The 22,359-nt window shown below is 46.3% G+C and carries 21 protein-coding genes; 1 reads left to right on the forward strand and 20 read right to left on the reverse strand.

Going from position 1 to position 22,359, the window contains the following annotated elements:
* Positions 1–15 precede the first annotated feature (15 nt).
* From VOA_RS09115 to VOA_RS09060, 14 genes are all read right to left on the reverse strand, one after another.
* Entirely contained in the window at positions 16–999 is a 984-nt protein-coding gene (locus tag VOA_RS09115; RefSeq protein ID WP_000778185.1) for an autoinducer 2 ABC transporter substrate-binding protein, read from the reverse strand.
* An 80-nt stretch (positions 1,000–1,079) separates the two neighbouring features.
* On the reverse strand, positions 1,080–1,889 hold the full coding sequence (locus tag VOA_RS09110) for a BtpA/SgcQ family protein (protein WP_001104652.1): 810 nt from the start codon (positions 1,887–1,889) through the stop codon (positions 1,080–1,082).
* A gap of 389 nt (positions 1,890–2,278) precedes the next feature.
* Positions 2,279–3,964 carry an ATP-binding SpoIIE family protein phosphatase gene (locus VOA_RS09105; RefSeq protein ID WP_000634469.1) on the reverse strand — a complete coding sequence of 562 codons (1,686 nt, stop codon included), beginning with the start codon at positions 3,962–3,964 and terminating at the stop codon, positions 2,279–2,281.
* Between the two features lie 30 nt (positions 3,965–3,994).
* Positions 3,995–4,294 carry an STAS domain-containing protein gene (locus VOA_RS09100; protein WP_000155320.1) on the reverse strand — a complete coding sequence of 100 codons (300 nt, stop codon included), beginning with the start codon at positions 4,292–4,294 and terminating at the stop codon, positions 3,995–3,997.
* A gap of 10 nt (positions 4,295–4,304) precedes the next feature.
* A complete protein-coding gene (locus VOA_RS09095; protein ID WP_000632949.1) occupies positions 4,305–5,468 on the reverse strand; it encodes a methyl-accepting chemotaxis protein in 1,164 nt (387 codons plus the stop codon).
* A gap of 27 nt (positions 5,469–5,495) precedes the next feature.
* On the reverse strand, positions 5,496–6,545 hold the full coding sequence (locus tag VOA_RS09090) for a protein-glutamate methylesterase/protein-glutamine glutaminase (protein ID WP_000821438.1): 1,050 nt from the start codon (positions 6,543–6,545) through the stop codon (positions 5,496–5,498).
* Positions 6,542–7,195 (reverse strand): chemoreceptor glutamine deamidase CheD, encoded by a 654-nt coding sequence (gene cheD / locus VOA_RS09085; protein ID WP_032468234.1) that lies wholly within the window; start codon positions 7,193–7,195, stop codon positions 6,542–6,544. The genes VOA_RS09090 and cheD overlap by 4 nt, the downstream gene beginning before the upstream one ends.
* Entirely contained in the window at positions 7,182–8,012 is an 831-nt protein-coding gene (locus VOA_RS09080) for a CheR family methyltransferase (RefSeq protein WP_000881725.1), read from the reverse strand. The genes cheD and VOA_RS09080 overlap by 14 nt, the downstream gene beginning before the upstream one ends.
* Before the next feature lie 14 nt (positions 8,013–8,026).
* Entirely contained in the window at positions 8,027–10,066 is a 2,040-nt protein-coding gene (locus VOA_RS09075; RefSeq protein ID WP_000508173.1) for a methyl-accepting chemotaxis protein, read from the reverse strand.
* Between the two features lie 10 nt (positions 10,067–10,076).
* A complete protein-coding gene (locus VOA_RS0117845; RefSeq protein WP_000194056.1) occupies positions 10,077–10,541 on the reverse strand; it encodes a chemotaxis protein CheW in 465 nt (154 codons plus the stop codon).
* Entirely contained in the window at positions 10,538–11,065 is a 528-nt protein-coding gene (locus VOA_RS0117850; RefSeq protein ID WP_000555412.1) for a chemotaxis protein CheW, read from the reverse strand. The genes VOA_RS0117845 and VOA_RS0117850 overlap by 4 nt, the downstream gene beginning before the upstream one ends.
* Before the next feature lie 9 nt (positions 11,066–11,074).
* Positions 11,075–13,237: a chemotaxis protein CheA gene (locus tag VOA_RS09070; protein ID WP_001162441.1), complete on the reverse strand. Its 2,163-nt coding sequence runs from the start codon at positions 13,235–13,237 to the stop codon at positions 11,075–11,077.
* A gap of 49 nt (positions 13,238–13,286) precedes the next feature.
* On the reverse strand, positions 13,287–13,646 hold the full coding sequence (locus VOA_RS09065; protein ID WP_000170010.1) for a response regulator: 360 nt from the start codon (positions 13,644–13,646) through the stop codon (positions 13,287–13,289).
* 10 nt (positions 13,647–13,656) lie between these two features.
* Positions 13,657–13,926 (reverse strand): STAS domain-containing protein, encoded by a 270-nt coding sequence (locus VOA_RS09060; protein ID WP_000956861.1) that lies wholly within the window; start codon positions 13,924–13,926, stop codon positions 13,657–13,659.
* A 964-nt stretch (positions 13,927–14,890) separates the two neighbouring features.
* On the opposite strand from VOA_RS09060, the gene VOA_RS09055 reads away from it, so the two are divergent.
* Positions 14,891–16,537 (forward strand): phosphoethanolamine transferase, encoded by a 1,647-nt coding sequence (locus tag VOA_RS09055; RefSeq protein ID WP_001265509.1) that lies wholly within the window; start codon positions 14,891–14,893, stop codon positions 16,535–16,537.
* Positions 16,538–16,606: 69 nt separating this feature from the next.
* Here VOA_RS09055 and VOA_RS09050 read toward each other — a convergent pair whose 3' ends face one another.
* The 6 genes from VOA_RS09050 to VOA_RS09025 form a co-directional block, all read right to left on the reverse strand.
* On the reverse strand, positions 16,607–17,950 hold the full coding sequence (locus VOA_RS09050) for an ATP-binding protein (protein ID WP_009355934.1): 1,344 nt from the start codon (positions 17,948–17,950) through the stop codon (positions 16,607–16,609).
* Positions 17,951–18,011: 61 nt separating this feature from the next.
* Positions 18,012–18,668 (reverse strand): response regulator, encoded by a 657-nt coding sequence (locus tag VOA_RS09045; protein ID WP_001238032.1) that lies wholly within the window; start codon positions 18,666–18,668, stop codon positions 18,012–18,014.
* Positions 18,669–18,671: 3 nt separating this feature from the next.
* Complete coding sequence (locus tag VOA_RS09040) at positions 18,672–19,304, reverse strand: tetratricopeptide repeat protein (protein WP_032468260.1); 633 nt, start codon at positions 19,302–19,304, stop codon at positions 18,672–18,674.
* 59 nt (positions 19,305–19,363) lie between these two features.
* Positions 19,364–20,161 carry an SDR family oxidoreductase gene (locus VOA_RS09035; protein ID WP_000351949.1) on the reverse strand — a complete coding sequence of 266 codons (798 nt, stop codon included), beginning with the start codon at positions 20,159–20,161 and terminating at the stop codon, positions 19,364–19,366.
* 9 nt (positions 20,162–20,170) lie between these two features.
* On the reverse strand, positions 20,171–20,854 hold the full coding sequence (locus VOA_RS09030) for a TenA family transcriptional regulator (RefSeq protein WP_000200303.1): 684 nt from the start codon (positions 20,852–20,854) through the stop codon (positions 20,171–20,173).
* A gap of 2 nt (positions 20,855–20,856) precedes the next feature.
* The gene (locus tag VOA_RS09025) at positions 20,857–22,356 is read right to left on the reverse strand and encodes an AMP-dependent synthetase/ligase (protein ID WP_000993198.1); all 1,500 of its coding nucleotides are present in this window, start codon (positions 22,354–22,356) and stop codon (positions 20,857–20,859) included.
* Positions 22,357–22,359 lie beyond the last annotated feature (3 nt).

Below are 22,359 nucleotides of genomic sequence, written 5' to 3' on the forward strand. Positions count from 1 at the left end.
ACGCTTCCTCCCAACTTAGAAGTTATAGTCAGACATATTGTCTTTGGTCACACGGATCCAAGCCGAGCCATAAATCACTTTGCCATCCAAGGTGATTTTGTTGTAACCCTCAACGCCGAGATCCATTCCATCCGTGATCGGTTGACCATTAATCACCATGCTGGCAACTTTATTCATCGCATAACCGGCAACCGCCGGATCCCAAGCGGTGATCACATCGATGGCACCAGTTTTCAGCAGATCTCCAGCATAAGAAACAATACTGGTTCCCACGACTGTGACTTTATCTTCCAATCCCGCTTCTTCAATCGCTTGGCCTGCTCCCACCACATCCAGCGCAGAGGAGCCTTGAATCCCTTTTAAGTTCGGGTACGTTCTTAACAACTCTCGCGTTTTGGCGTAGGAGTTTTTGATGTCGTCACTGCTTTCATTGATGCCACCCACCAACTCCATTTTAGGGTAGGTCGCTTTTTGGTAATCGATCGCCGCATTGACCCAAGTCATATGCGTTGTAGAAGTGAGGCTGCCAACAAACACCGCATATTGGCCTTCTTGATTCATGCCTTGCGCCAGTTGATCCATCAAGAATCGGCCATAAGCCTGATTGTCAAACGCCTCTACGTCATAGTCGATATTGGTGAGGTTAGATGCTTCATGCGCGACCACCACAATGCCTTGTGCACGAGCTTTCTTCAGCACAGGCTCAAGCGATTCCGCCTGAAAAGGCACCACGTTGATCGCATCCACTTTGCGTGCAATCAGATCTTCAATCACCTGCACTTGTAATGCTGCATCAAACTTGGACGGACCTTGTTGAAAGGTAGCGATTCCCGGTGTATCCGCACCAAAGCGTACAACCCCTTCTTCCATACGGTTAAACCAGTTTAGCCCCACCGCTTTAGGTACAGTGGCAAACTCTTTGTCGGCAGCGTTCGCTACACTGGATAAGCATCCTGCAAGCAACGACGCCACTACCACTTTTGTTGTAGACAGTTTCATACCCTTACTCCCTGTAAATCCTTCAGTTAATCAGCACAAACTCTCGTTTAAGTCATTCAGCTGAACTTATCGACCTGTGTTTATTGGTTACGTACACGCTTCACTTCTGACATAAACTCTCTAACTCGGTGTTCATCCACGAATTTGTTGAAGTCCCCCTCTTGTTTGAACGTTGTTCCCACAACCGCACCATCAGCGATCGATAGCTGTTCACGTACGGTATTAACGCGCACGCCGGTATTGGCAAACACTAATGTATTCGGAATGGCTTGTTTAACTTGGGTCAGCATGTTGGTATCCGTTGCGGCACCGGCTGTCATACCTGAAACGCAAACCGCATCTGGCTTACAGTTAAAGACAGTGGTTTTTGCAATGCTGGCGATATCTCGATGCGCGAGGTACTGCGCAGCTTCAGGAACAATGTTGAATAGGGTTTTTACTTCATCCGCCCCAATCCGGTATTGGTGACGAATCGTCTCACCACAATTGGTGTCCCATACGCCGAAATCACTGGCATAAACGCCGGTAAAGATTTCGCGTACAAATTTCGCCCCAGTGGCTTGTGCCAAATCCATCGAAGCCACAGGGTCCCACAACACGTTGACACCAAAAGGCACCTCAATTTCTGGCATCAATTCACCAATGATGCGCGCCATCGCCGCCACGGTTTCCGTTTTCACTTTGGTAAGATAAGGCAGTGAAAATTCATTGGAAAACATCACGGAATCCACACCACCTGCTTGCAGGGCATGTAAATCTTCGCGAGCTTTTTCAATAACCCATTTCATTCCAGCGGCTTTGTCATACCCGGGATCTCCCGGCAAGGCTCGGATGTGACACATGGCAATGATCGGTTTGTCGGTTTTTAAAATCTGCTTTGTCCAGTTCATAAATCGCTCTCTTTAATCAGGAAAGGAAACCAAGCTTCCTCGGTTACGCTAAAGAACAAATTAGTGATTAGAAACCATCAAATTATCGACACGCATCACATTTTAATGGTGTTTTGGACAGGTATTACGCAGGGTGTGATTGAACAATCAAAGAATCAATCACAAATTTTGAGCGTTTATATCCAACCAATTGACGTGGTTGGTTCAGGAAAATGTGTAAATACCCTTTCTCATATGACTGGTATTGCACTTGAATCAATGAATAGATAGCGAAAACATCTCCCCAATCACATCATCGGTCTACGCTCATGGGGATGCACTCATTTACCGCCTACTTGCCACTCTAAGTAGCTTGGAGATATGGCCGCTTTACACTGTAAAACCGTTGATTAAACGAAGGTATCGCGAGATTTGAAAGAGTAGGTCGCCGTAACCCGGCGCCCTTGATTTGAATACACCAAAGATTCACACAGCTCTTGCGCCAAGATAATGCCTCGGCCGTGATTATGATCATCACTGTTCTTTGTATTGCGCTGCTCATAATCAAACCCAGCGCCACTGTGCTCTAAATCTATCTCTAGCCACTGTTTTTCGGGTTGGTAATTAACTTTAAGAATAAGCCAGTGGTAATCCGGTAGGGTTTTTAAGCGCTTATCTCGAAGTTGGTAGAATTCAAAAAAGCCATCAGGTGTATCTTTTAAAGAGGAATCAAGTTCTAACAAACCGTGCTCGATGGCATTAGCAAACAACTCTGAGAGCACAGAGCAGAGCAGATCAAGGTGTTCGCCACCACTCACAATACCGGTCAAAAAGCGGCGAACTTCATTCATTAACGTAATTTTGCGTAACACATCGGCTGGAAAGTGCAATTCGGTCTGCAACGGAATACAGCTTAACATCACTCTCGGCAGCCCTTTGTTGCTCGGGTTACTGTTAGTAATAGGAAAAGTCATACTCAAGATAGAAAGATCATCGCCCTTTCCTCGGTTCGAGAACTTTTTAACTGCATCATAAAGTGTAGGGATCAAGGCCTCTGAATAGGCTTTAGTCAGCACTTGCTCAAGCCGGTGTTGGCCAAAGTGCTCTCCCTTTTCGTTCATCGCTTCAATAATACCGTCGGTGTAACACACCAATTTTTGGTTCGGCTCAAGTTTGAAGTGTTGGATATCGGCTTCAAATTCATTGGAAGGCAATACACCAAGCGGCATGTGATTAGAAATAAGACGGCTAACCACTTGGCCTTCATGATCGAGCAAATAGGCTTCTGGTAAGCCACCTCCCCACCAAGAAATCTCAAAGCCGTTGGCTCGTACTTCAAACACACTCGCGGCCAACATCATCCCCATAGGGAGAAAACGTTCTAATGAGTGGTTCAGCTCCACCACCATTTCTCCCAGTGATAAGCCTTTTTGCGCTGTCGAAAAGAAAGTACGTGTCGCTGGGATGGTGGATATTGCAGCGGGTAATCCATGTCCCGTGGCATCGGCAATCATCACGTACACCCCACCATGTGGTCGATTGGCCACCACGATCAAATCCCCATTAAAAATGGTCGATGGGGTGGAGATGTAATGAATACCAAAAATATGTTCCACTTGATGGCACATTTCCTCCATCAAATTGGTGAAAATAGACTCTGAAATGGCGTAATCGTATTGAACCTGTTCGCGAAAATGGCGTAATTCATCCCGTTGTTCCATCACCTCATTGTGCATTTTCACAATTCGATAATGCGCTTGTACTTTAGCAATCAACACGCTGCGCTCAACCGGCTTGAGAATAAAGTCATCCCCCAATGCCAAGCATTTTTGGAAGGAGTCGCGATCGTCCAATACGGTGAGAAAAATGATCGGGATGTGATGCCTTACAAAGCTCTGGCGAATCTCTTTGGCTGTGGTGAAGCCGTCTTTAATCGGCATCATCACATCCATCAAAATCACATCGGGCAGATCTTCCATTTCACGCAGTGCATCTAATGCTTGCTGCCCATGTTCAAAAGTATCAATGTGCGATGCGATATGCGCCAAAATAAAGCGGCACAGTTCACGGTTCGTTCCATGATCATCAACAATCATTATTCTCACAAAAACAGCTCCTACGGCTCTCTACTCGATATCAAACTTTTTATCAAAGCGAGATATCAATAAGATTTTCCTTACTTGAGGCAGGATGTTCACAATTCGGATCATGCCATCGGCCTGCTCTAGGTATTTCTGCATATTGAGTAACATGCCAAGCCCTGCGCTATCGATGTAATCCACTTTCCGTAAATCGATGGTGAAACGATGATCATGGCGCTTGGCATAACTCGCTCGGAAATCGTGCACAAGGTTGAAACAAAATGCACCTTCAATCGAAATGGTGATGTGTTTGTTATGACTATCGATATTTGTTTGAATGGTCATCGTGTTCTCCTTAAAAAAGCTCGACTTCGCCTTCATCCATGCTGTGCTGATTGGCCGCCAGATCTCGACGATTCTGTGAACGTTCCTTCAAATCCTCGATGTTTTGGATGAGTTGGTGGTTATAGCGTGCGCTTGAATGAACCGCTTTTAATAAGCCTGCCGCTTCCTGAAGAAATTTAAGTGAGTCCAGTGCATACTCCCCTTGTTGTGAAACAATATCGGTAAATTGTAGAGCCCGCGTGCCATCACGAACTTGCTGGGTGAGTTGCTGCCCTAAGAGCTGCAGCTTCGTTACTTCTTGTTCTATACCCGTACTCAGTTGCTGAACACCACGCAACATGTAATCCACTTTTTCTTTGGATTCTATTGCTTGAGTCATGTCGAATGAGGCCATTTCCCCTACCGTTTGATTGGCAATAGTTACCGTGTCTTGAGCGATTTTCATCTCTTTTTCGATTTGGCTGTTGAGGTTGCCTGCTTTTATTGATAATTCACGAACCTCTTGTGCCACCACAGCAAAACCTCGCCCTGCATCCCCTGCACGAGCAGCTTCAATCGCAGCATTCAGCGCCAGTAAATTGGTTTGTTCAGACAATCCTCCTACCTGTCTTAACAACTTAAAAACGATCTCTAGTTTCTGCGACATATCATGGATACTGTGCACAGCGGAGATACTTTTCTCCGAAATATCCACGAGGATCTGCACAAACTGTTGGATGATGGCATCCGTTCTTGGCAGCACTTGCATTAGGTCAAACTCACTGCCTTGGTTAGCCAGTAAGTTATCCACCAACTGAGTAGAGATTGTGGCTTGCTCTTCACTTACGCGCTGCAAGCTAAAAAAGCTGTGGTTGATGGTTTCTGCGGATGCGTTAACAATTTGCAGTTGTTTCGCCAAAGGATCTGAAATGCGCTGAATATTCTCTTTCAGCACTTCTTCAAGCTGACTGAGTATCTGTTTATGCTCTTTAGAGAGGCTAAACTCTGCGGTTGACCGCTCAGCATCCACCTGCTTAGGAGATGCTTGTGACTCAAGCCCAATCCACCAAGGTAAAGCGGCACACAATGCTGCAATTAATAAATGCCACCAGACAACCCCAAACTGGATCAACACCAAAAGTAAGAGAATTTGCCCAACTAGTATCAGCGTAATCTTGTGTTTTCTGGTTATCATTCTGAACCTCGCGATACCCTATTAGGGTTATTTGGATTTCTTTTGTAATTGTTCAACAATCCACGCAGCCATTGAGCCTAACGGCCTCACTGCACTAGCTGCACCTAACTCAATTGCCACTCTGGGCATACCCCATACCACACTGGATTGTTCATCTTGCGCCGCTGTGATTGCACCTTGTTGATGCATCGCGAGCATCCCTCTTGCGCCATCTTGTCCCATGCCGGTTAAAATAATGCCTAACGCTTTACTGCCAACACTTTGCGCAACGGAATCAAACATCACATCGACGGAAGGCTTATGCCGATTCACCGCAGGTCTATCGTCTAACTCGACATACAATTTGCCGGAACGTTTCACAATGACGATGTGTTTATCCCCAGGTGCGAGGTAAGCGCACCCTATTTCTAAAGCGGTGCTTTGCTGCGTCACTTCTTGAACATGCACTGCGCTACTCTCATCAAGTCTCTTGGCTAATGACGGGGTAAAAAGTGCACTGATATGCTGAGTCATTACGATCGGAGGCAGTCCTGCGGGTAATGCAGATAGCACTTGTTTAACGGCTTCCGTTCCACCTGTTGATGAGCCAATCGCAATCAACTGAAAATCACTTAACACTTGGCCAGACAGTCGTGATGACGAGAAGGTAGGAGCCACATTTTGTGTGCTGCCCACATTCGCTTGTGCCGCCATTTTTATTTTTTCATTCACCAACGTTTTGTAGTTGAGCATTTCGGCCGGATTGTCGGAAGAAGGTTTGGGGAAGTAATCTACGGCGCCCAATTCAAGTGCCGATAATGTCGCTTCTGCGCCATGCTGAGTTAAGGTTGAGATCATCACTACAGGCAGAGGATGAAGGCGCATCAGATTTTTTAAAAACTGTACGCCATTCATCTTGGGCATTTCGACATCCAAGGTCACCACATCAGGCTTATGAAGTTTGATCAGCTCACGAGCTTGGAAAGGATCTTGTGCACAAGCAACTACCTCCAGCTCCGGATCACTATCAATAAGCTGCGTTAACAGTGCTCGAAATACTGGCGAGTCATCCACAATCAACACTTTGATTCTTTTCATTCAAACAACTCCACATTGTCAGAGGAGATTTGCTTACCTATGTTGTGCTGGTACTGCTCTTCAACATTCTTAATGGTTCGGGCGGCATTAAAGCTAATCCGCTTGACCCAAGCTTGGCCAGTTTGTGGATCAAAAAGCAGCTTCCTAGGTTCACTTCCACCAAGATCCTGAGCAATCACATCCAATTTTTCCCGTTTGGCATACTCAAGCACAAACTCAACATTTTTGTCCCCAACTAGCGATTGGTACCCCATTAAACGCGCACCACCAAACAACTTATAACGTAATCTTTCTCGTTCAGCGCCAAGAGCTAACAAGCGGTTAATCAACAGTTCCATGGCGTAGCATCCGTAGCGTGACGTCTCAGACAACAAGGCTTGGGGATGCCAATGTTGGCTTTCAAACTGGCTATGGAAAGGCAGTAAGAAATGGTTCATTCCTCCCACACCCACGGCACTATCCCATGCGCATACGGACACACAAGAACCTAATCCAGTATGAATGATCTCGTGATCCACCGTTGCATACACTCCACCCGGCATCACTTTCACCCAATGCCGACGATCGACAGGATGATTGAAGCGATGGTAATGACCATCTGCCTCCTCCTGTTTCAATCTGTGTTGTGTAGCAAGCTTACTGTCTGACATAAATGGTATGCCCCAGATGATGAAAAAGAGAGCTACAACGCCCAACACTCTCCGAATGTCCTAACATCAAAACCCCACCCGGCTTAAGTTGCTGATGAAAGCGCTCGATCAATTGCTCTTGTGTTGGCCGATCAAAATAAATCATCACGTTGCGGCAGAAGATCAAATCCATCTGCTCTCTAAACGGCCAGTCTTGGATCAAATTGACCTGACGAAACTCAATATGACGCTGCAAATAATGCTTAATTTTCATATTGCCTTGCTGATCCTTTACTCCACGCACAAAGCTACGACGTAAATAACGAGTAGGAATCGAACTTTGCAATTCTATGGGGTAAATCCCTAAACGAGCTTTATCAAGCACGGCCGTATCCAAATCCGTAGCCAAAATTTTCACATCAGGGCAAAAGTCCAACACTCCTGCACTTTCAAGAACTGAAACGAGGGTGTAAGGCTCTTCCCCCGTGGAGCATCCCGCTGACCAAAAACGTAACTGACCAACTCGCTCTTTACGCCACTCCTCCACCAAGGCTTTTTCTATGAAATCAAAGTGGTGACTCTCACGGAAAAACTCGGTTTTATTGGTGGTTAGCGTATTAATAAAGTGAATACGTTCTTGCTCATCATTTTCAATCAGCTCACGAAACTCTTTAAAACGCTGTAATCCTTTACGGCGCATCTGCCGACTCAAGCGGCCATATACCATGGCACGCTTGGAGTCCGGTAGGTAAATGCCTACTGTCTTATGCATAAACCACTGAATGAATTTGAAATCCTTTTCGGTTAGCTCAAATTCTTGTTTATTGACCGCCAGCATACGTTTTCCCTAGATTAAAACTCTTCCCATTCATCACTTTCATCCGCCGCATGCGGCGGCATTTTATGCGCCACTTGGTTAACTGAAGCTTTATGCATACTAACTACCGGTTTCGCTTTGGGTGGTGTGGTAGGCTGACGAGCCTTGCGCTCAAATGTTGTGACATTATTTTCAGTGACAAAGAAATTCATTAAATTAAGCAGCTCTTTACCTTCATCTTTGAGGGATTGACTCGCCGCTGAGGTTTCTTCTACCAGAGAGGCGTTTTGTTGAGTCATTTCATCCATCGCTGCTATCGCACGATTGATCTCATCAATCCCTGTCGATTGCTCAACGCTAGATGCCGCAATTTGCCCGATCAGGTCTGAAACTCTCACCACCGCTTCAACGATCTCTTTCAGTGTGGATCCTGACTCATTCACTAAACGCGAACCTTCATTCACTTTATCCACGCTGTCGTTAATCAACCCTTTGATTTCTTTGGCAGCTCCCGCACTTCGCTGGGCTAGGTTACGCACTTCTCCAGCCACGACTGCAAAACCGCGCCCTTGTTCACCAGCGCGTGCCGCTTCAACAGCAGCATTGAGTGCTAGCAGATTGGTTTGGAAAGCAATTTCATCAATCACGCTAATAATGTCGGCAATTTTCTTACTTGCCGTGTTGATCGCTCCCATTGCGCCGATAGCTTCACCCACCACTTCCCCACCTCGAGTCGCTTTTTTCGCGGCATCGGTCGCGAGTACGTTCGCATCTTTCGCGTTATCTGCATTTTGGCGAACCGTAGCCGTGATCTCTTCCATACTGGCAGCGGTTTCTTCCAAGTTAGAGGCCTGAGCCTCTACTCGTTGGCTCAAATCGTTATTCCCATCAGCAATTTCTGTTGAAGCAGTAGCAACGCGAGCTGAAGAAACGGTGATTTTGTCGACCATGTTGCGTAAGTTGACGATCGATGAGTTAACCGCACTGGCTAAGCGGCCAAATTCGCCCTGGTACTCTTCCGACATGCTGGTGTTGAGATCCCCTTCCGCCACTCGACTCATCACGTTGATGCATTGCCCAAGAGGTTCCACTAAGGTATTGAGCAAGTTATTAATGCCATCCCCCAATTCACGCATAAAGCCGTTATAGACACTGGTATTAATGCGGTCATGTAAATCGCCCTTGATGGCTTTTTGGATAAGTGTTTCCACTTGGCGCTGCCCATCACGTTGCTCAGTGATATCGACCCACTGCAAAGCGGGGCCGATGTATTGCCCTTTTGCATCACGCATCGCAATACAGGTTAAGTTAAATTCTAAGTCACCGACTTTGATCATAGAGCTAAAAGGTAAGCGATCAGGGTTATTGATGATCGAGCGCTGATGGGCTGGGTTTTTATGAAAAATATCGATATTTTTGCCCACCAAATCGGATGCATTAAATCCAGGGAAAGCCTGTTTTAATTGCGGTTCACGGTGGGTAAGAAGTTGTAAAAGTGCCGGATTGAGGTATTGAATGACCCCTTCCTTGTCCGCCATCATTAAATTGGTTGTCATACCCTCAACCGCAGAGGCTAGACGCCCAATCTGTTGCTCACGCTTGATCTCTTCGGTCACATCACGCCATTCCAACGTATTGCCTATGTACCCACCACGATCATCGATGATTGCTGCAACATTGAGTTCAATCTTGATCTCTTTGATGGTAATCACTGTGGTGTAAGGCAAGTTTTTGGGATCGGCGAGTAACTTACGCTGATGACTGGGATTGACATGAAAATTATCAATGCAGTAGCCCTGCAGGAAATCTGCCTCCGCTCGAAAATCGGTCCATACACTACGAAATAGCGCTTCATGGTGTTTGAGCAGTTTGAGCGTTTGATTGTTGAAATAGGTGATCCGAAAATCCCGATCAATCATCATTAATGCGGTCTTTGCTGCATTGAGCGCGGATAACAGCTGGTAGTTGGATAACTCACCATTGCTTTCCGATTCTTCAAACTCGCTGGTTACACTCTCTTTGGCTGGCTCAACAAACTGGGGCACAACCTGTTGCTTATTATTCCAAAATCCCATGTGTCTTCCCTCATTGTGTGCTTTCAGCAGTGGTGCCTAAGCGCAGCGCATTCACATCAAACAGCGCATCGATATCAATTAAAACTAAGTGTCGGTTTTTGATTGCGGCAATCCCTTTAACATACTGACTGCCAATCACAGTTGAAATACTGGGCGCTGGTTTGATCTCCTGATCCGACAGGGCATACACTTCTGCCACTGCATCCACGATCAACCCTAGCGGTTGTTGGTTGGCGGTGTTAATCACCACCACGACTGTGGTTGCATTTATCTCAACGGGAACCAATCCCAAACGATTCTTGAGATCCACAATCGGAATGTATTCACCACGAATGTCTAGCAAGCCCAAAACAAAAGGAGGGGCGTTGGGAAGCACTCGTACTGGGTTCCAACCTCGCACTTCACGTACTTCCAGTATTGGAATGCCATACTCTTCATCATCTAAAATGAAGCTCAGAAATTCTCGCTGTGTCATGCCTGTCCCCCACTGAGGATCCTGTCCATATCCAGCAATGCATCCCCATCAAGCAGAGACATTACGTCATCACCAACATTTAAAATTCCACTGATAAAAGGCACCACGACGCTCTCGCCTACCGCAGGATGCAACAGCGATTCACCTTGCCCGATCACATCGCTGACTGAATCCACAACCAGTCCCATCAACCGCTTTTGCTCTTGCTCACTGGAGCTCAAAATCAGCACAACGGTCGTGGGTAAATAGTGGCATTCCTCTAAGCCAAAGCGCTCGCGTAAATCTATGATGGGGACGATCATGCCGCGTAGGTTAATCACGCCTTTCACAAAATCAGGAGCTCTTGGAATAGGGGTCGGTTTCTCCCACACTCGAATCTCTTCAACGTGAGAAAGCGGCACACCATAAAGCTCCATGCCTAAAATAAAGCTCAAAAAGTCCGCGCCCCCCGTTAAGCCCATATCAATAGACAGAATGGGGATTGGCGGCGAATTGGATGCGGTGCTGAGATTCTCTGAATGCATACGAGCTCCTTACGCGGCTTTGCCTTTATTGGTAGGAGAGGAAGTTCGCTTCATAAAATGCGTAATTAAGCCGGGTATATCGAGGATCAATGAGACGGAGCCATCCCCTAAAATTGTCGCCCCGGAAATTCCCGCCACTTTGGCGTAGTTCGATTCAAGGCTTTTAATCACGACTTGCTGTTGATCGAGTAAGTCATCCACCAATAGACCAACACGGTGACCAGCTGACTCGACAAAACAGAGCAAGCGTTTCTCTAAGCTACCGCTGCGCCCCATCCCTAACTCATCTTGTAAACGTAGAATCGGGATGTTTTCTTCACGCAGGCGATAGAGTTCAATCCCACCTGCGGCATGTTTCACACTGCCTGTGTTGATCTGAATTGACTCAACAATCGTCAGTAAGGGGATCACATACACCTGATCAGCCACTTTCACCAACTGGCCATCTAGGATGGCGAGTGTCAGTGGCAAACTGATAGTAAAGCGGCTGCCACGACCAAGTTCGGACTCGACTTCAATTTGTCCACCGAGCTCTTCAATATTGCGCTTCACCACATCCATGCCCACTCCACGGCCTGAGATGTCGGAAACCTGCTCTGCGGTAGAAAAACCAGGAGCAAAAATCAGGTTGATGATCTGTTTATCGGTGAGATCGCTACGCTGGGTTTGGGCTTCCAATACCCCTTTTTCTACGGCTTTGCGCCACAACTTGTCGCAATCAATCCCTGCACCATCATCGCAAATTTCGACAATGATCGACCCACCTTGATGAAAGGCTTTCAAGGTAATCACTCCCGTTTCCGGCTTGCCTTTTGCTAACCGGACTTCGGGCATTTCAACTCCATGGTCGATGCCATTACGTACAAGGTGCACCAATGGGTCAACAATTCGCTCCAGTACCGTTTTATCTAACTCGGTCTGTTCACCTTGAATCTGTAAGTCGACTTTCTTACCTAAGCGACCACACAAGTCCCGCACTAAGCGGGGAAAACGACTGAATGCAAAACTCATCGGTAGCATGCGAATATTCAGCACGTTTTCTTGTAAGTCTTTGCTGTTTTGCAGTAGTTGTGCCAGTCCCACTTTGAGCTTCTCTAGCTTGTCCATCGAGAAGTCATTCCCTAGCTCAGTCAGCATGGATTGAGTAATCACCAACTCACCCACTAAATTGATCAGATTATCGACTTTCTCTATATCAACCCGAATCGAAGAGACACTCGATTCCATTTTGGCAGGCTTGTTGGCCGCCTCCGTTTTAGCTGGCGTTGAGAGGTGCTCCACCGATGGCGTTTTTTCAGCCACCGATGGCTGACTCAAGATAGATGTTTTAGGTGGCTCAACGGCAGTAATAGCCGTTGAAGCAAGTGGTGCATTCGCGTCACTAGGAGTCTCGCATTTCGAGTCGTCAAGTTCTGTACTCTCAGGTTGCAAGGCTCGCAACACTAAATCGCATTCATCTTCAACCCACTCAAACAATTCACGAATGTCACTTTCTGGCACTTCACCTGTTAATCGAATCGTCCAACTCAAGTAGCAGAGCTCGGGATCGATTTCCGCTAACTCGGGTAACGTTTGCTGGTGCATTTCGATCTCACACTCAGCCCCGAGATCACGCAATTCACGTAAAATCCGCAGTGGGTCATTACCGCTGTAGAACATCGTTTGATGGGGAATAAACTGGATTTGCCACCCGACCACGTTGTTCGCGAATGTTGCTGGCTCACGGATTTGTTCAGTTGGGGTATCTGGTGTCGCTGGCAAACATTCGGTTGGAGTCGATGGCGTATCAGCAAGTAGCGCCTGTAGCTCAATACTCACTTGCTCTTTTAGTGCTTGATCACTCTCAGTGTTCTGCTCTCGGCTATCGAGCATGTTACGAATCACATCACAGCTTTTTAGCAAAGTATCAACACCTTGCGCTGTCAGCTGTTTTTTCTGATTGCGGATCAGGTCGAGATAGGTTTCAACCGCATGGGTAAATTCGCTGATTTCATTCAGATTGAACGTACCAGCCCCGCCTTTAATGGAGTGTGCGGCACGAAAAATGGTGTTTAAAACTTCAAGATCGACTTGAGAAGGGTCCAGTTGCAACAACTCCCCTTCCAATGTCTCAAGATTTTCACGGCATTCGACGTGAAAAATCTTACGCAGTTGCTCCATATCTAAAGCCATAACTCACCCGCCGACTGACTCATTTTGAATTATTTTAAAACTCAGTTTTTTACAAAACGCGTTGTAACGTTTTTAGCAATGTCTCTGGGTTGAAGGGCTTAACTAGCCAACCTGTTGCACCTACCGCTTTACCTTCTTGCTTTTTCTCTGGGCTGGTTTCCGTGGTCAGCATCAAAATCGGGATAAATTTGTATTGGCTCTGCATTCGAACCGCTTTAACAAAATCAAACCCTCCCATAACAGGCATGTTGACGTCCGAGATGATCACATCAAAACGGGTTTTCTGCGCTTTGGTCAAAGCATCACGCCCATCGGATGCCGTTTCTACTTCATAACCTGCATCTTGGAGAGTATGGGAGACCATTTGTCGAATCGAAATTGAATCATCTACTGCCAAAACTTTTGTCATAGCTTTTCCCTCACGCACTCTTAGTTTGCATTAGGTCTGTCATGCCTAGTTGAGCAAACCCTTCTTCTAAAACGTCAGATAATTGGTCAAAATGGATCTCAAGCCCACTGTGCTGTGCTGTCATCATCAAAGAAGTAAGTAACTGCAAACCTGCGGCATCAATTCGAACCACTGCCGAGCCATCAATCACCAATGGCTCTTCTTTTGCAATCCATAGCAAAAATTGTTGTTTACACTCGTGTACATGGGCAATGTCTAATGCTTCATTCAGAGTCAACATGGCAGGCTCAACCTTTAAGTCGAAATAAATAATCAACTATTTTCTTACTTCCCGATTTTGAGTTTAGGAGGGATTAGCCAATTATCAAATTGAACAAGGGATATCTCGCACCAAAGTCGTATCCGGAATTTGTTAACCACTACAAATGCAGACATAAAAGGCGGGAGGCACAAACACAATTCTTTCTTTAGCTGGTGTTGAAATGATGATCACGCAGGGCTTACGGAGATATCAACTGAGATAATGTGAGTTCAAATGGGATTGAACTGAGTGGTGTTCTTATTTTATTTTTCTTAAAAAACAGAGACATTCTAAAAAATAATCATCTTATTCCTTATTTTTATGATTACCCAATCGTGGAATGCAAGGAAAGTCATCCCTTCTTATTTCTATCATTTTTGTACCCAAAGGACTTGACGTTGCAGGTAGACGGTAAATGCGTGACACATTTGTTTGAACCAACTTGTACAGCCGCAGGCAGTATATGGATTTGGTAAGAGACAAAAATGGCACTCATGCTTCCCATGAGCATAGATAGGCTATGTCATTGGGGGAACGGACGGAGCGAACACCACTTCCACTTCAGAGAGCATGGGGATATATCACCCCCAAAAAGTCGCCACCACGCAACATCAACGTATTTACACTGTAAATGACGCAGTTCATATAAATGGATGACATTATTTTGAATAAATACACTCCATATCAATATATATGTAACACAAATCACACTCTGAAATTGATTTGCCTTTTCTTAAGGTTTTATTAAGAAACTGTTGATATGTTGTAGCCCATTGGAATGAGTTTTGAATTCATCGAGCCCAGAACTGGTTATTCACTCAATCTCATTGAGTATGGATATTTCATTTCTGTCCACCACTCTGGATTGAGTTTTTATGAGTTGCTCATCCAACATTCATTTTAGATGTGTCACCTATCATTAAAATCGCTATTTGAGGTAAGCATGCGAGTCATGAAGTTAAAAGCTTTCTCTTATAATCAGTTAGTCTTCCTGTTGGCTGTTTTTTTTGCATTACCGATCAATTTGCCGATTTACGCTAAACTTGCGCAGATTTTCTCGGAATCGGCACAAATCCACTGGGGATTTGCGCTTTCCATCCCACTCTTTTTTCTGTTTGCTCTTAATTTTATTTTTCAGATCCTGAGTTGGCCTTATCTCTTTAAACCCGTATTTGTACTGCTGTTGGTCATTTCTGCACTGGTGAGTTTTGCGGGTTACCAATATGGCACCATTGTTGATCAAGACATGCTCGTGAATGTGTTGGAAACCCACAGTAGCGAAGCGGGATCTTATCTCACTATGTATTCGATCTCTTGGTTTGTCGTGTTAGGCATTCTGCCAGCCATCTGGCTAATCCTTACTCCAATTCGCAACGAAACCAGTGTACTGAGCTTTTTGGCCAAAAAGGGATTATCCATGCTGCTCTCTTTGTTGGTAGTTGCTGCGATTGCCGGGCTGTATTATCAAAATTACTCTTCCGTTGGCCGTAATAATAGCTCACTCAAAAAAATGATTATTCCAACCCATTTCCTCTACAGCAGTTTTGGTTTGGTCAAACAGCGCTATTTCACTGAGCCTTTGGTTTACAAAAAGATCGGCCTCGATGCCAAACAGTTGGCAAATTCAACCGCAAGTGGTGATGGACAAAAACCAACGCTGGTATTTTTTGTGCTAGGCGAAACAGCTCGGGTACACAACTACCAATACTTTGGTTATCCACGAGATACCAATGCTTATACATCCCCTTTTCAACCCATCTTTTTTAAAGATGTGGCGAGTTGCGGCACGGCAACCGCTGTTTCAGTGCCTTGTATGTTCTCCAACATGAATCGCCATAATTTTGATCGCAACCGCGCAGACAACCAAGACAACGTGTTGGATATTCTTCAGCGTGCAGGCATCAGTTTGCTTTGGAAGGAGAATGATGGTGGCGATAAAGATGTAGCGAAAAATATTCCACTAAAAGAGTTAGCAAGGGATAAGCGTGAAGGGCTTTGCGATGGTGACACTTGCTACGACATCGCAATGTTGGAAAATTTAGATCAAGAAATTTCTGAACAACAAGGCAATCGAATGATATTCATGCATTTCATTGGTAGCCACGGCCCCACTTACTTTAAACGTTACCCAAAAGAGATGGCCGTTTACCAACCTGACTGCCCAAGAGCGGATATTGAGAACTGCAGTGTTGAGCAGATCGTGAATACCTATGACAACACCATTCGCTATACGGACTATGTGATGGCGCAGTTGCTCAGCAAACTTGAATCACTGCAAGATCGTTACAACACCGCTCTGATTTATGTTTCTGACCACGGTGAATCTTTGGGTGAGAACGGTTTGTTTTTGCATGGTATGCCATACAGCCTCGCTCCTGAGCACCAAACTCGAGTACCTCTGTTAGTCTGGATGTCACAAGGTTTTAGCCAAAGTAAAGGGATTGATGTGGAGTGCCTGCGCAAAAATACTGAGTTACCTTATGCGCACGAAAATCTGTTCCACTCTCTTCTTGGGGTAATGGATGTCTCGACCGAAGCTTACCAACCCGCTTTAGATCTGTTTGCTCAATGCCGTAAGGCAAAGCTCTAATCTACACAACATGGGGTTATGAATAACTAAACGCCTGACAGGGTTGTTCCTTGTCAGGCGTTTTTCCTATCACTCAATATCACGAAAACGCACTAGGAACGTATTTCGGTCATCGGTGCGAGGGAGAAGCTTCACTTCGCCATCATGTAATGCCGCAATATCCCAACAAATGGACATGCCAAGCCCTGCACCATCACCTTTTTGGCTGTTTGCACGATAGAAATTATCAAACATTTTTTCGCGGGTCAGTTCATCGATGGCGGCGCCAGTATCCGACACCCTAACCTCGATCTCCCCATCATGGTGACTAAGTTGTACTTCTATCGAACTGGAATCGCCAGAATAGCGAATAGCGTTATCGAGCAAGTTTTTAAATAAGATCCCGAGCAGTAACTCATCCCCCCAAAGCCGAGGGCTTTCACCACTAAAACTCAATTGTTGATCTTGTTTAAATGCCATAGGTGCAAGGTCAGCAATTACCTGCTTGATCACATTCGCGAGGTCAACAGGCTGTTTAGTGAGGGTATGGGTACTCTCCACTTTCGCCAACATCAAAAGCTGTTGAATGAGTCGATCGGTACGTTCAATCCCTTTTAAGATCCGACTTAAATCGTGTTTAAGCTGCTCTGGATTGGTACTCAGTAGCGCATTTTCTGCATTAAGTCTTAATACGGTGAGCGGTGTTTTCAGCTCATGCGCAGCCATACGAGTGAAGCGCTTTTCTCGCTGCCACGCCTGTTCCAATTCGCTGAGCAGTTCATTGAGTGTTTCAACGAGTGGGGATAATTCAACGGTGGGTTCTTCGACATAAATGCGATCAAGCTTATGTACACTGCGAATCGCAATTGCCGATTTGAGTGACTGTATCGGTTGGAAACTGCGCTCAATCAGCACAATCAATACGATGATCAGACAGAAAATCAAAATGAACTGGGGAAGCGCGGTTGAAGTAGCTATCTCATTGATCGCTTCATCACGGATCCGCTGTTTTTCGGCAACCACTATGTACTCTTTACTCTCTCCTTGGCTCGGTTGCGTGAGCTGAAAATAGCGCCAATCCTCACTATTGAGAGTGATATCCGCAAAGCCAATCGCATCTCGATTGGAGCTCAATGCCGGCATACGTGCATCCGAGCTAAACAGTAACTTGCCATCGCGATAAAACTGAAACAGCAGATACTGCTCATAGGGATGCCCAAACTGGGTAGCCGATTCATCCTTGGATTTAGCAAGGCGCTGAATATGCTGCATCCACAGATCAAAATGTTCACGTTGATTTTGAGCAGAAAACTCGTTTCCGGACACAGAAGTGGCCATGAGTAATAATTTGGCCGATTGTCCAAGACGTGCGTCATACACCTCTTCGACTTCATGCTTGGCATTGGTATAACTGAAATAGAGCGAAATCAGCATCAACCCTGAGCTGAGCAAGACTGAGGTCAGAGTAAGACGGCGTTTAATTGAAAATAGAGGTTTATTTTTCAATCATGTACCCCACACCGCGTACGTTTCTGATCAGATTATCTGGCAATTTTTTGCGTAAATTGTGGATATGCACTTCAATCGCATTGTCACTGCTGCCTTCGTCCCAACCGTGGAGTGCTTGCTGTAACAGCTCTTTGCTCATCACTCGTCCAGCTTGAGTCATTAGGCTCGCCAGTATTTTGTATTCATTACGCGTCAATTTCAGTGCCTGTTGAGCATAGTAGATTTCTTGTTTTGAGAGTGAGAGATTTAACTCACCCGCTGAAATCAGTGCTTCTGCACTCCCTGTGCTACGGCGAATAATCAGCCTTAAACGAGCCAACAATTCTTCTAGCGCAAAAGGCTTGCCGATGTACTCATCGGCCCCACCATCCAGACCTTTGACTCGATCGCTAATGTCGTCACGAGCGGTCAAGATCATGACTGGCAAACTGTATCCTGCTCGCCGGATTTGGCGGAGCACTTCTAATCCATCCATATCCGGCAAAGTAAGATCCAGAATCAGCGCAGTAAATTGCTCGGTTTTCAAAGCACTGACGACACCGCCACCTCGTTCCAACCAATCAACCGTATATCCTTGCCGACTCAAAGCCTCTTGCATGGATTCGCCAAGCAAGGTGTCATCTTCAACCAGTAATAAACGCATAATTTACTTAATGCTCTCCAATAAATGGGCGATCTCTTTCTGCCGCCCAGCATCCGCTACCGCGCGATTGGGTCTGGCGGGTGCTTGCTGCGCTTGCAGCAAATAGGGTTTTGCTTCGGTATTACGCCCTTGCTGCACTAAAAAATCACCATAGAAATAGTTGGCATCAATGCCATTGGGATTAACCACCAAAGCTTGTTTTAATAACTGTTCGGCTTTTTTATCGTCACCAAACGAGACTGGCCAACCTGGCACTTTGTAATATAACGTGCCTAAACTGGTCAATGCCGAACCATCCAGTGTATTAGGCGCTTGCGCGATCACGTCTTCATACAAACTTTTGGCTTCTTTCACTAAAGATAGCGCGCCCAAGCCACCTTTGACACCTGCCAGTGAGGAGAGGTTGATCGCGAGCCACACTTTGAGTTCTGAGTTATCTCGTGCCAAATCCAGCGCTAAGCGGGTGCGAGCAATGGCACGCTCAAAACAGCTCTCTTGGTCATCAGCCGAAGGTGTTTGGTACTGGCATTTAGCCCAATCCATCTGAGCTTGCTCTAGCGGTGTGATGGCATACGCGGTGGATATGCTGCCAACAAACAGGGCGCTGATGCCGATCCATTTAAACATAGTGTTCATCATTCGATCTCCTTGAACTATCACGCTTTGATGATTATTCACCTCTGCGATATAAGGCTTTAGCGGTTTAAATACGATAATAGAATGTGTTGCTGCTTTTTTATGGCGTTGGAAACCACACTCGGCAGCAGTTGATTGAGGCGTACAAATAGCTTTTCCGGCCACCCCATCCACAACACACTTTGCTCCGTTTCAATCATTTTCTTCACTTGTTCTGCGACGACTTCAGGCTCATCACAATGATTGCCAAGCGCTCGATTCAGTTGCTGAACCGCTTCGCTGTTTAATGCGGTATTGGTCGCTCGGGGGGCAAGGTAAAGCACTTTCACGCCTGAGCCATCAAGCTCACGATTCATCGCTTCGCTAAAACGATGTAAACCTGCTTTGGCCGCACAGTAAGTGGCATAGCCGGGATACCCAATCGCCCCGAAGCTTGAGCCAATATTCACTATCAATTCTGGTTTACTTGCCCAACGCAACGCCATATGGGTGATGTGGATAGGAGTCAGCAGATTGAGCACTAGCTCGTGTTGTAATGATGCCATTGAGCGACGGGCAAAGAGGCAAAATTGGTTCGTACCGGCATTGTTAATCACCACACTGATCCGTTGTTGGCGTTGATTAATCTGCTCTGCCAGCTTCTCTAATTGCTCAATCCCTTCGTCCTTGCTCAAATCGGCACTTAGGATGAGGTGCTTTTCCGGCAGCAGCAGTGATTGACGCAACGCTTCCAGCTTTTGAGTGTCACGCCCCACTAAAATCAGCCAAGCTCCACTTTGTGCCAAAGTATGGGCAATTTTCTGCCCAATACCGCCGGATGCCCCCGTTAACAACACGTACTGCTGCTTAATATCCATGGTTTGCTCCTAAGCGGCCTTTTGCTGAGTTTGTGGAATTAACTCACGCAACATTTGCCCATACAGATAAAACACTTGATTCGCCGAATGGATAATGGCTTGTTGATCTTCTTCCGCCGTGATCTTATTCATCAAAGATTCAAAAAACTGTATGTGGTCCTTATCAAGCTCGCTGTGTGACGTGAGATAACTCAGCGCGTTATCCAGCAGATTAAGCTGTTGTTTAACCATGCGTGCCATATTGCCACCCACTCCAACACTGGTTCCTTCCAGCACCCAAACCATACCAAATAACCCGAGTGGGTTTGCCCGATCAATTTGGTGATATAAATAGGCGACCATGAATTCGATCGGCGTGCTGACGCGCCCTTCCCCTTGATTTAAGCGCACCGATTGAGCATCGCCACCGCAGGCACGTATGTCGTTCAGTATCCATTCTTGGTGCCCTTTTTCTTCATCAATGTAGTCGGCAATCGCAATCCGTACCCATTCATAGCGATCACTCAATCGGCTACCACACGCCATCAACAGTGGCACTGTGTGTTTCACATGGTGATAGGCTTGAGTCAAAAAGCGCAGGTACATCTCCAATGTAATTTCACCTCGTGCACAGGCTTCAAACACCGGAGCTTGTAACATCTGCTGTTGGGCAGCTTGAGTCTCAATTTGTAAACGTTGAAAAAACGAAGTCATGATCATTCTCCTAGTGGTGAAGAGATAGCGGTAACAAACGATAGGCGCTGCCAATCCGTATTAGGGGCAATCACGCCGGTGCGAAACTCACGCTGTGCTTGTTCAATCAAAGCACGCTTAGGCCGACCATTGGCGGTGAGCCATGCATGCCAAGCACTGGGTTGAGTCACTAACAAGAGATGTTGGATACGAGCATAGTCCGGCAAGCTATGATTCAGTTGCGCGACTCGTTGTTCAATCTGAGGTAGTGGTCGATCGATAACCGCGGTCAATCCGGCCTCGTCATCACCCACGACAACGACACGGCATTCCGGCATCCAAACCTGAGCGTGAGATTCAATCCATTCTGGTGCGATATTGCGCCCAAAAGAGGTGATGATGAGATTCTTCTTACGCCCGATAATGCTCAGAAAACCATGATCATCAAGAGTAGCCAGATCACCCGTGGCTAGCCACTCATCACTAAAAGGCTCACCGATATAACCGAGCGCGCTATTGCCACGCACCCACAATTCCCCATCCTCAGCCAGTTTGATTTGTAAATGACTCAGTGGCTTGCCACAACTACCCGGTTGATCATGTTGTGGGCTGTTCATACTGACGACCGAAGCACACTCAGACAATCCGTACCCTTCATAAGCAGGGATGCCCAATGCTCGAGCCGAGTGGATAAGTTCCGCAGCCACACGGGCGCCGCCAACCGCCACCCATTGCAAGGATTGAGCAAGCATTGGCGCTTGCTTTACCACATGGATCAGCGCCATTAACAGTGCTGGAGTTAACACCAAACTCGAAGGTTGATATTGGCTCAACGCCTGTACAAAGCGGAGCGGAGAAAATTGACTAGACCCTGATAGCCCAACCTCTTCACCAAACAATACGTTCGAGGTCACTCCTAACAACAAAGGCACATAAATTCCGGTGATGTTTTCTAACAACGTTGATAACGGCAACATAACTAAGTGCTGTTCGACTTGCGCACTCATCTGTTTCGCAATCGCGAGCGAGACTCGCACTAGATTTTCCTCACTCAAGCAAACCCCTTTCGGAGTGCCCGTTGAACCTGAAGTGAACGTAATTTTTTGTGTATAAGGCAGTACGCGGTTCAGCTTGTCACTTGAATAACGCCACGCAGGATACTCATCCAATCGCTCAGTTGAAGCACCAAGTTCAGGCCAATCACCTACACACAGATCCACTTCAGCTTCACTGAGCAGGTGTGAAACTTGCTCAGGCGAAAAAAAAGTAGGCACGGGAACCATGACGATGTGTGACCACATTGCCGCCAAATCCATCACCACCCAATCCACACTGTTTTCAGCACGTAGAGCCATACTTTTCACTTGCCACTGCTGCAAGTGCTCAGCAGTTTGTTTGACTCTCTCGAACAGTTGCGAATAGCTCAAGCTCGCGCTGGCATGCTGCGCATTATGTCCAACAAAAGCCAATTTGTGTGGCTGGTACTGAGCATGTTGCTGCAGCGCGGTGATCATTGCGTTCATCAT

The sequence above is a fragment of the Vibrio sp. RC586 genome (assembly GCF_000176715.1).
In the GTDB taxonomy this organism is placed as follows: Bacteria; Pseudomonadota; Gammaproteobacteria; order Enterobacterales; family Vibrionaceae; genus Vibrio.

Bases quoted from the DNA above. Each gene is read 5' to 3' on its own strand.
- VOA_RS0117850 (WP_000555412.1), bottom strand. From the start codon at position 11,065: ATGCATTCAGAGAATCTCAGCACCGCATCCAATTCGCCGCCAATCCCC.
- VOA_RS09090 (WP_000821438.1), bottom strand. From the start codon at position 6,545: ATGAAAAGAATCAAAGTGTTGATTGTGGATGACTCGCCAGTATTTCGA.
- cheD (WP_032468234.1), bottom strand. From the start codon at position 7,195: ATGTCAGACAGTAAGCTTGCTACACAACACAGATTGAAACAGGAGGAG.
- VOA_RS09055 (WP_001265509.1), top strand. From the start codon at position 14,891: ATGCGAGTCATGAAGTTAAAAGCTTTCTCTTATAATCAGTTAGTCTTC.
- VOA_RS09105 (WP_000634469.1), bottom strand. From the start codon at position 3,964: ATGATTGTTGATGATCATGGAACGAACCGTGAACTGTGCCGCTTTATT.
- VOA_RS09050 (WP_009355934.1), bottom strand. From the start codon at position 17,950: ATGCTGATTTCGCTCTATTTCAGTTATACCAATGCCAAGCATGAAGTC.
- VOA_RS09025 (WP_000993198.1), bottom strand. From the start codon at position 22,356: ATGAACGCAATGATCACCGCGCTGCAGCAACATGCTCAGTACCAGCCA.
- VOA_RS09035 (WP_000351949.1), bottom strand. From the start codon at position 20,161: ATGGATATTAAGCAGCAGTACGTGTTGTTAACGGGGGCATCCGGCGGT.
- VOA_RS09115 (WP_000778185.1), bottom strand. From the start codon at position 999: ATGAAACTGTCTACAACAAAAGTGGTAGTGGCGTCGTTGCTTGCAGGA.
- VOA_RS09060 (WP_000956861.1), bottom strand. From the start codon at position 13,926: ATGTTGACTCTGAATGAAGCATTAGACATTGCCCATGTACACGAGTGT.
- VOA_RS09040 (WP_032468260.1), bottom strand. From the start codon at position 19,304: ATGAACACTATGTTTAAATGGATCGGCATCAGCGCCCTGTTTGTTGGC.
- VOA_RS09065 (WP_000170010.1), bottom strand. From the start codon at position 13,646: ATGACAAAAGTTTTGGCAGTAGATGATTCAATTTCGATTCGACAAATG.
- VOA_RS09075 (WP_000508173.1), bottom strand. From the start codon at position 10,066: ATGGGATTTTGGAATAATAAGCAACAGGTTGTGCCCCAGTTTGTTGAG.
- VOA_RS09070 (WP_001162441.1), bottom strand. From the start codon at position 13,237: ATGGCTTTAGATATGGAGCAACTGCGTAAGATTTTTCACGTCGAATGC.
- VOA_RS09095 (WP_000632949.1), bottom strand. From the start codon at position 5,468: ATGATAACCAGAAAACACAAGATTACGCTGATACTAGTTGGGCAAATT.
- VOA_RS09045 (WP_001238032.1), bottom strand. From the start codon at position 18,668: ATGCGTTTATTACTGGTTGAAGATGACACCTTGCTTGGCGAATCCATG.
- VOA_RS09100 (WP_000155320.1), bottom strand. From the start codon at position 4,294: ATGACCATTCAAACAAATATCGATAGTCATAACAAACACATCACCATT.
- VOA_RS09080 (WP_000881725.1), bottom strand. From the start codon at position 8,012: ATGCTGGCGGTCAATAAACAAGAATTTGAGCTAACCGAAAAGGATTTC.
- VOA_RS0117845 (WP_000194056.1), bottom strand. From the start codon at position 10,541: ATGACACAGCGAGAATTTCTGAGCTTCATTTTAGATGATGAAGAGTAT.
- VOA_RS09030 (WP_000200303.1), bottom strand. From the start codon at position 20,854: ATGACTTCGTTTTTTCAACGTTTACAAATTGAGACTCAAGCTGCCCAA.
- VOA_RS09110 (WP_001104652.1), bottom strand. From the start codon at position 1,889: ATGAACTGGACAAAGCAGATTTTAAAAACCGACAAACCGATCATTGCC.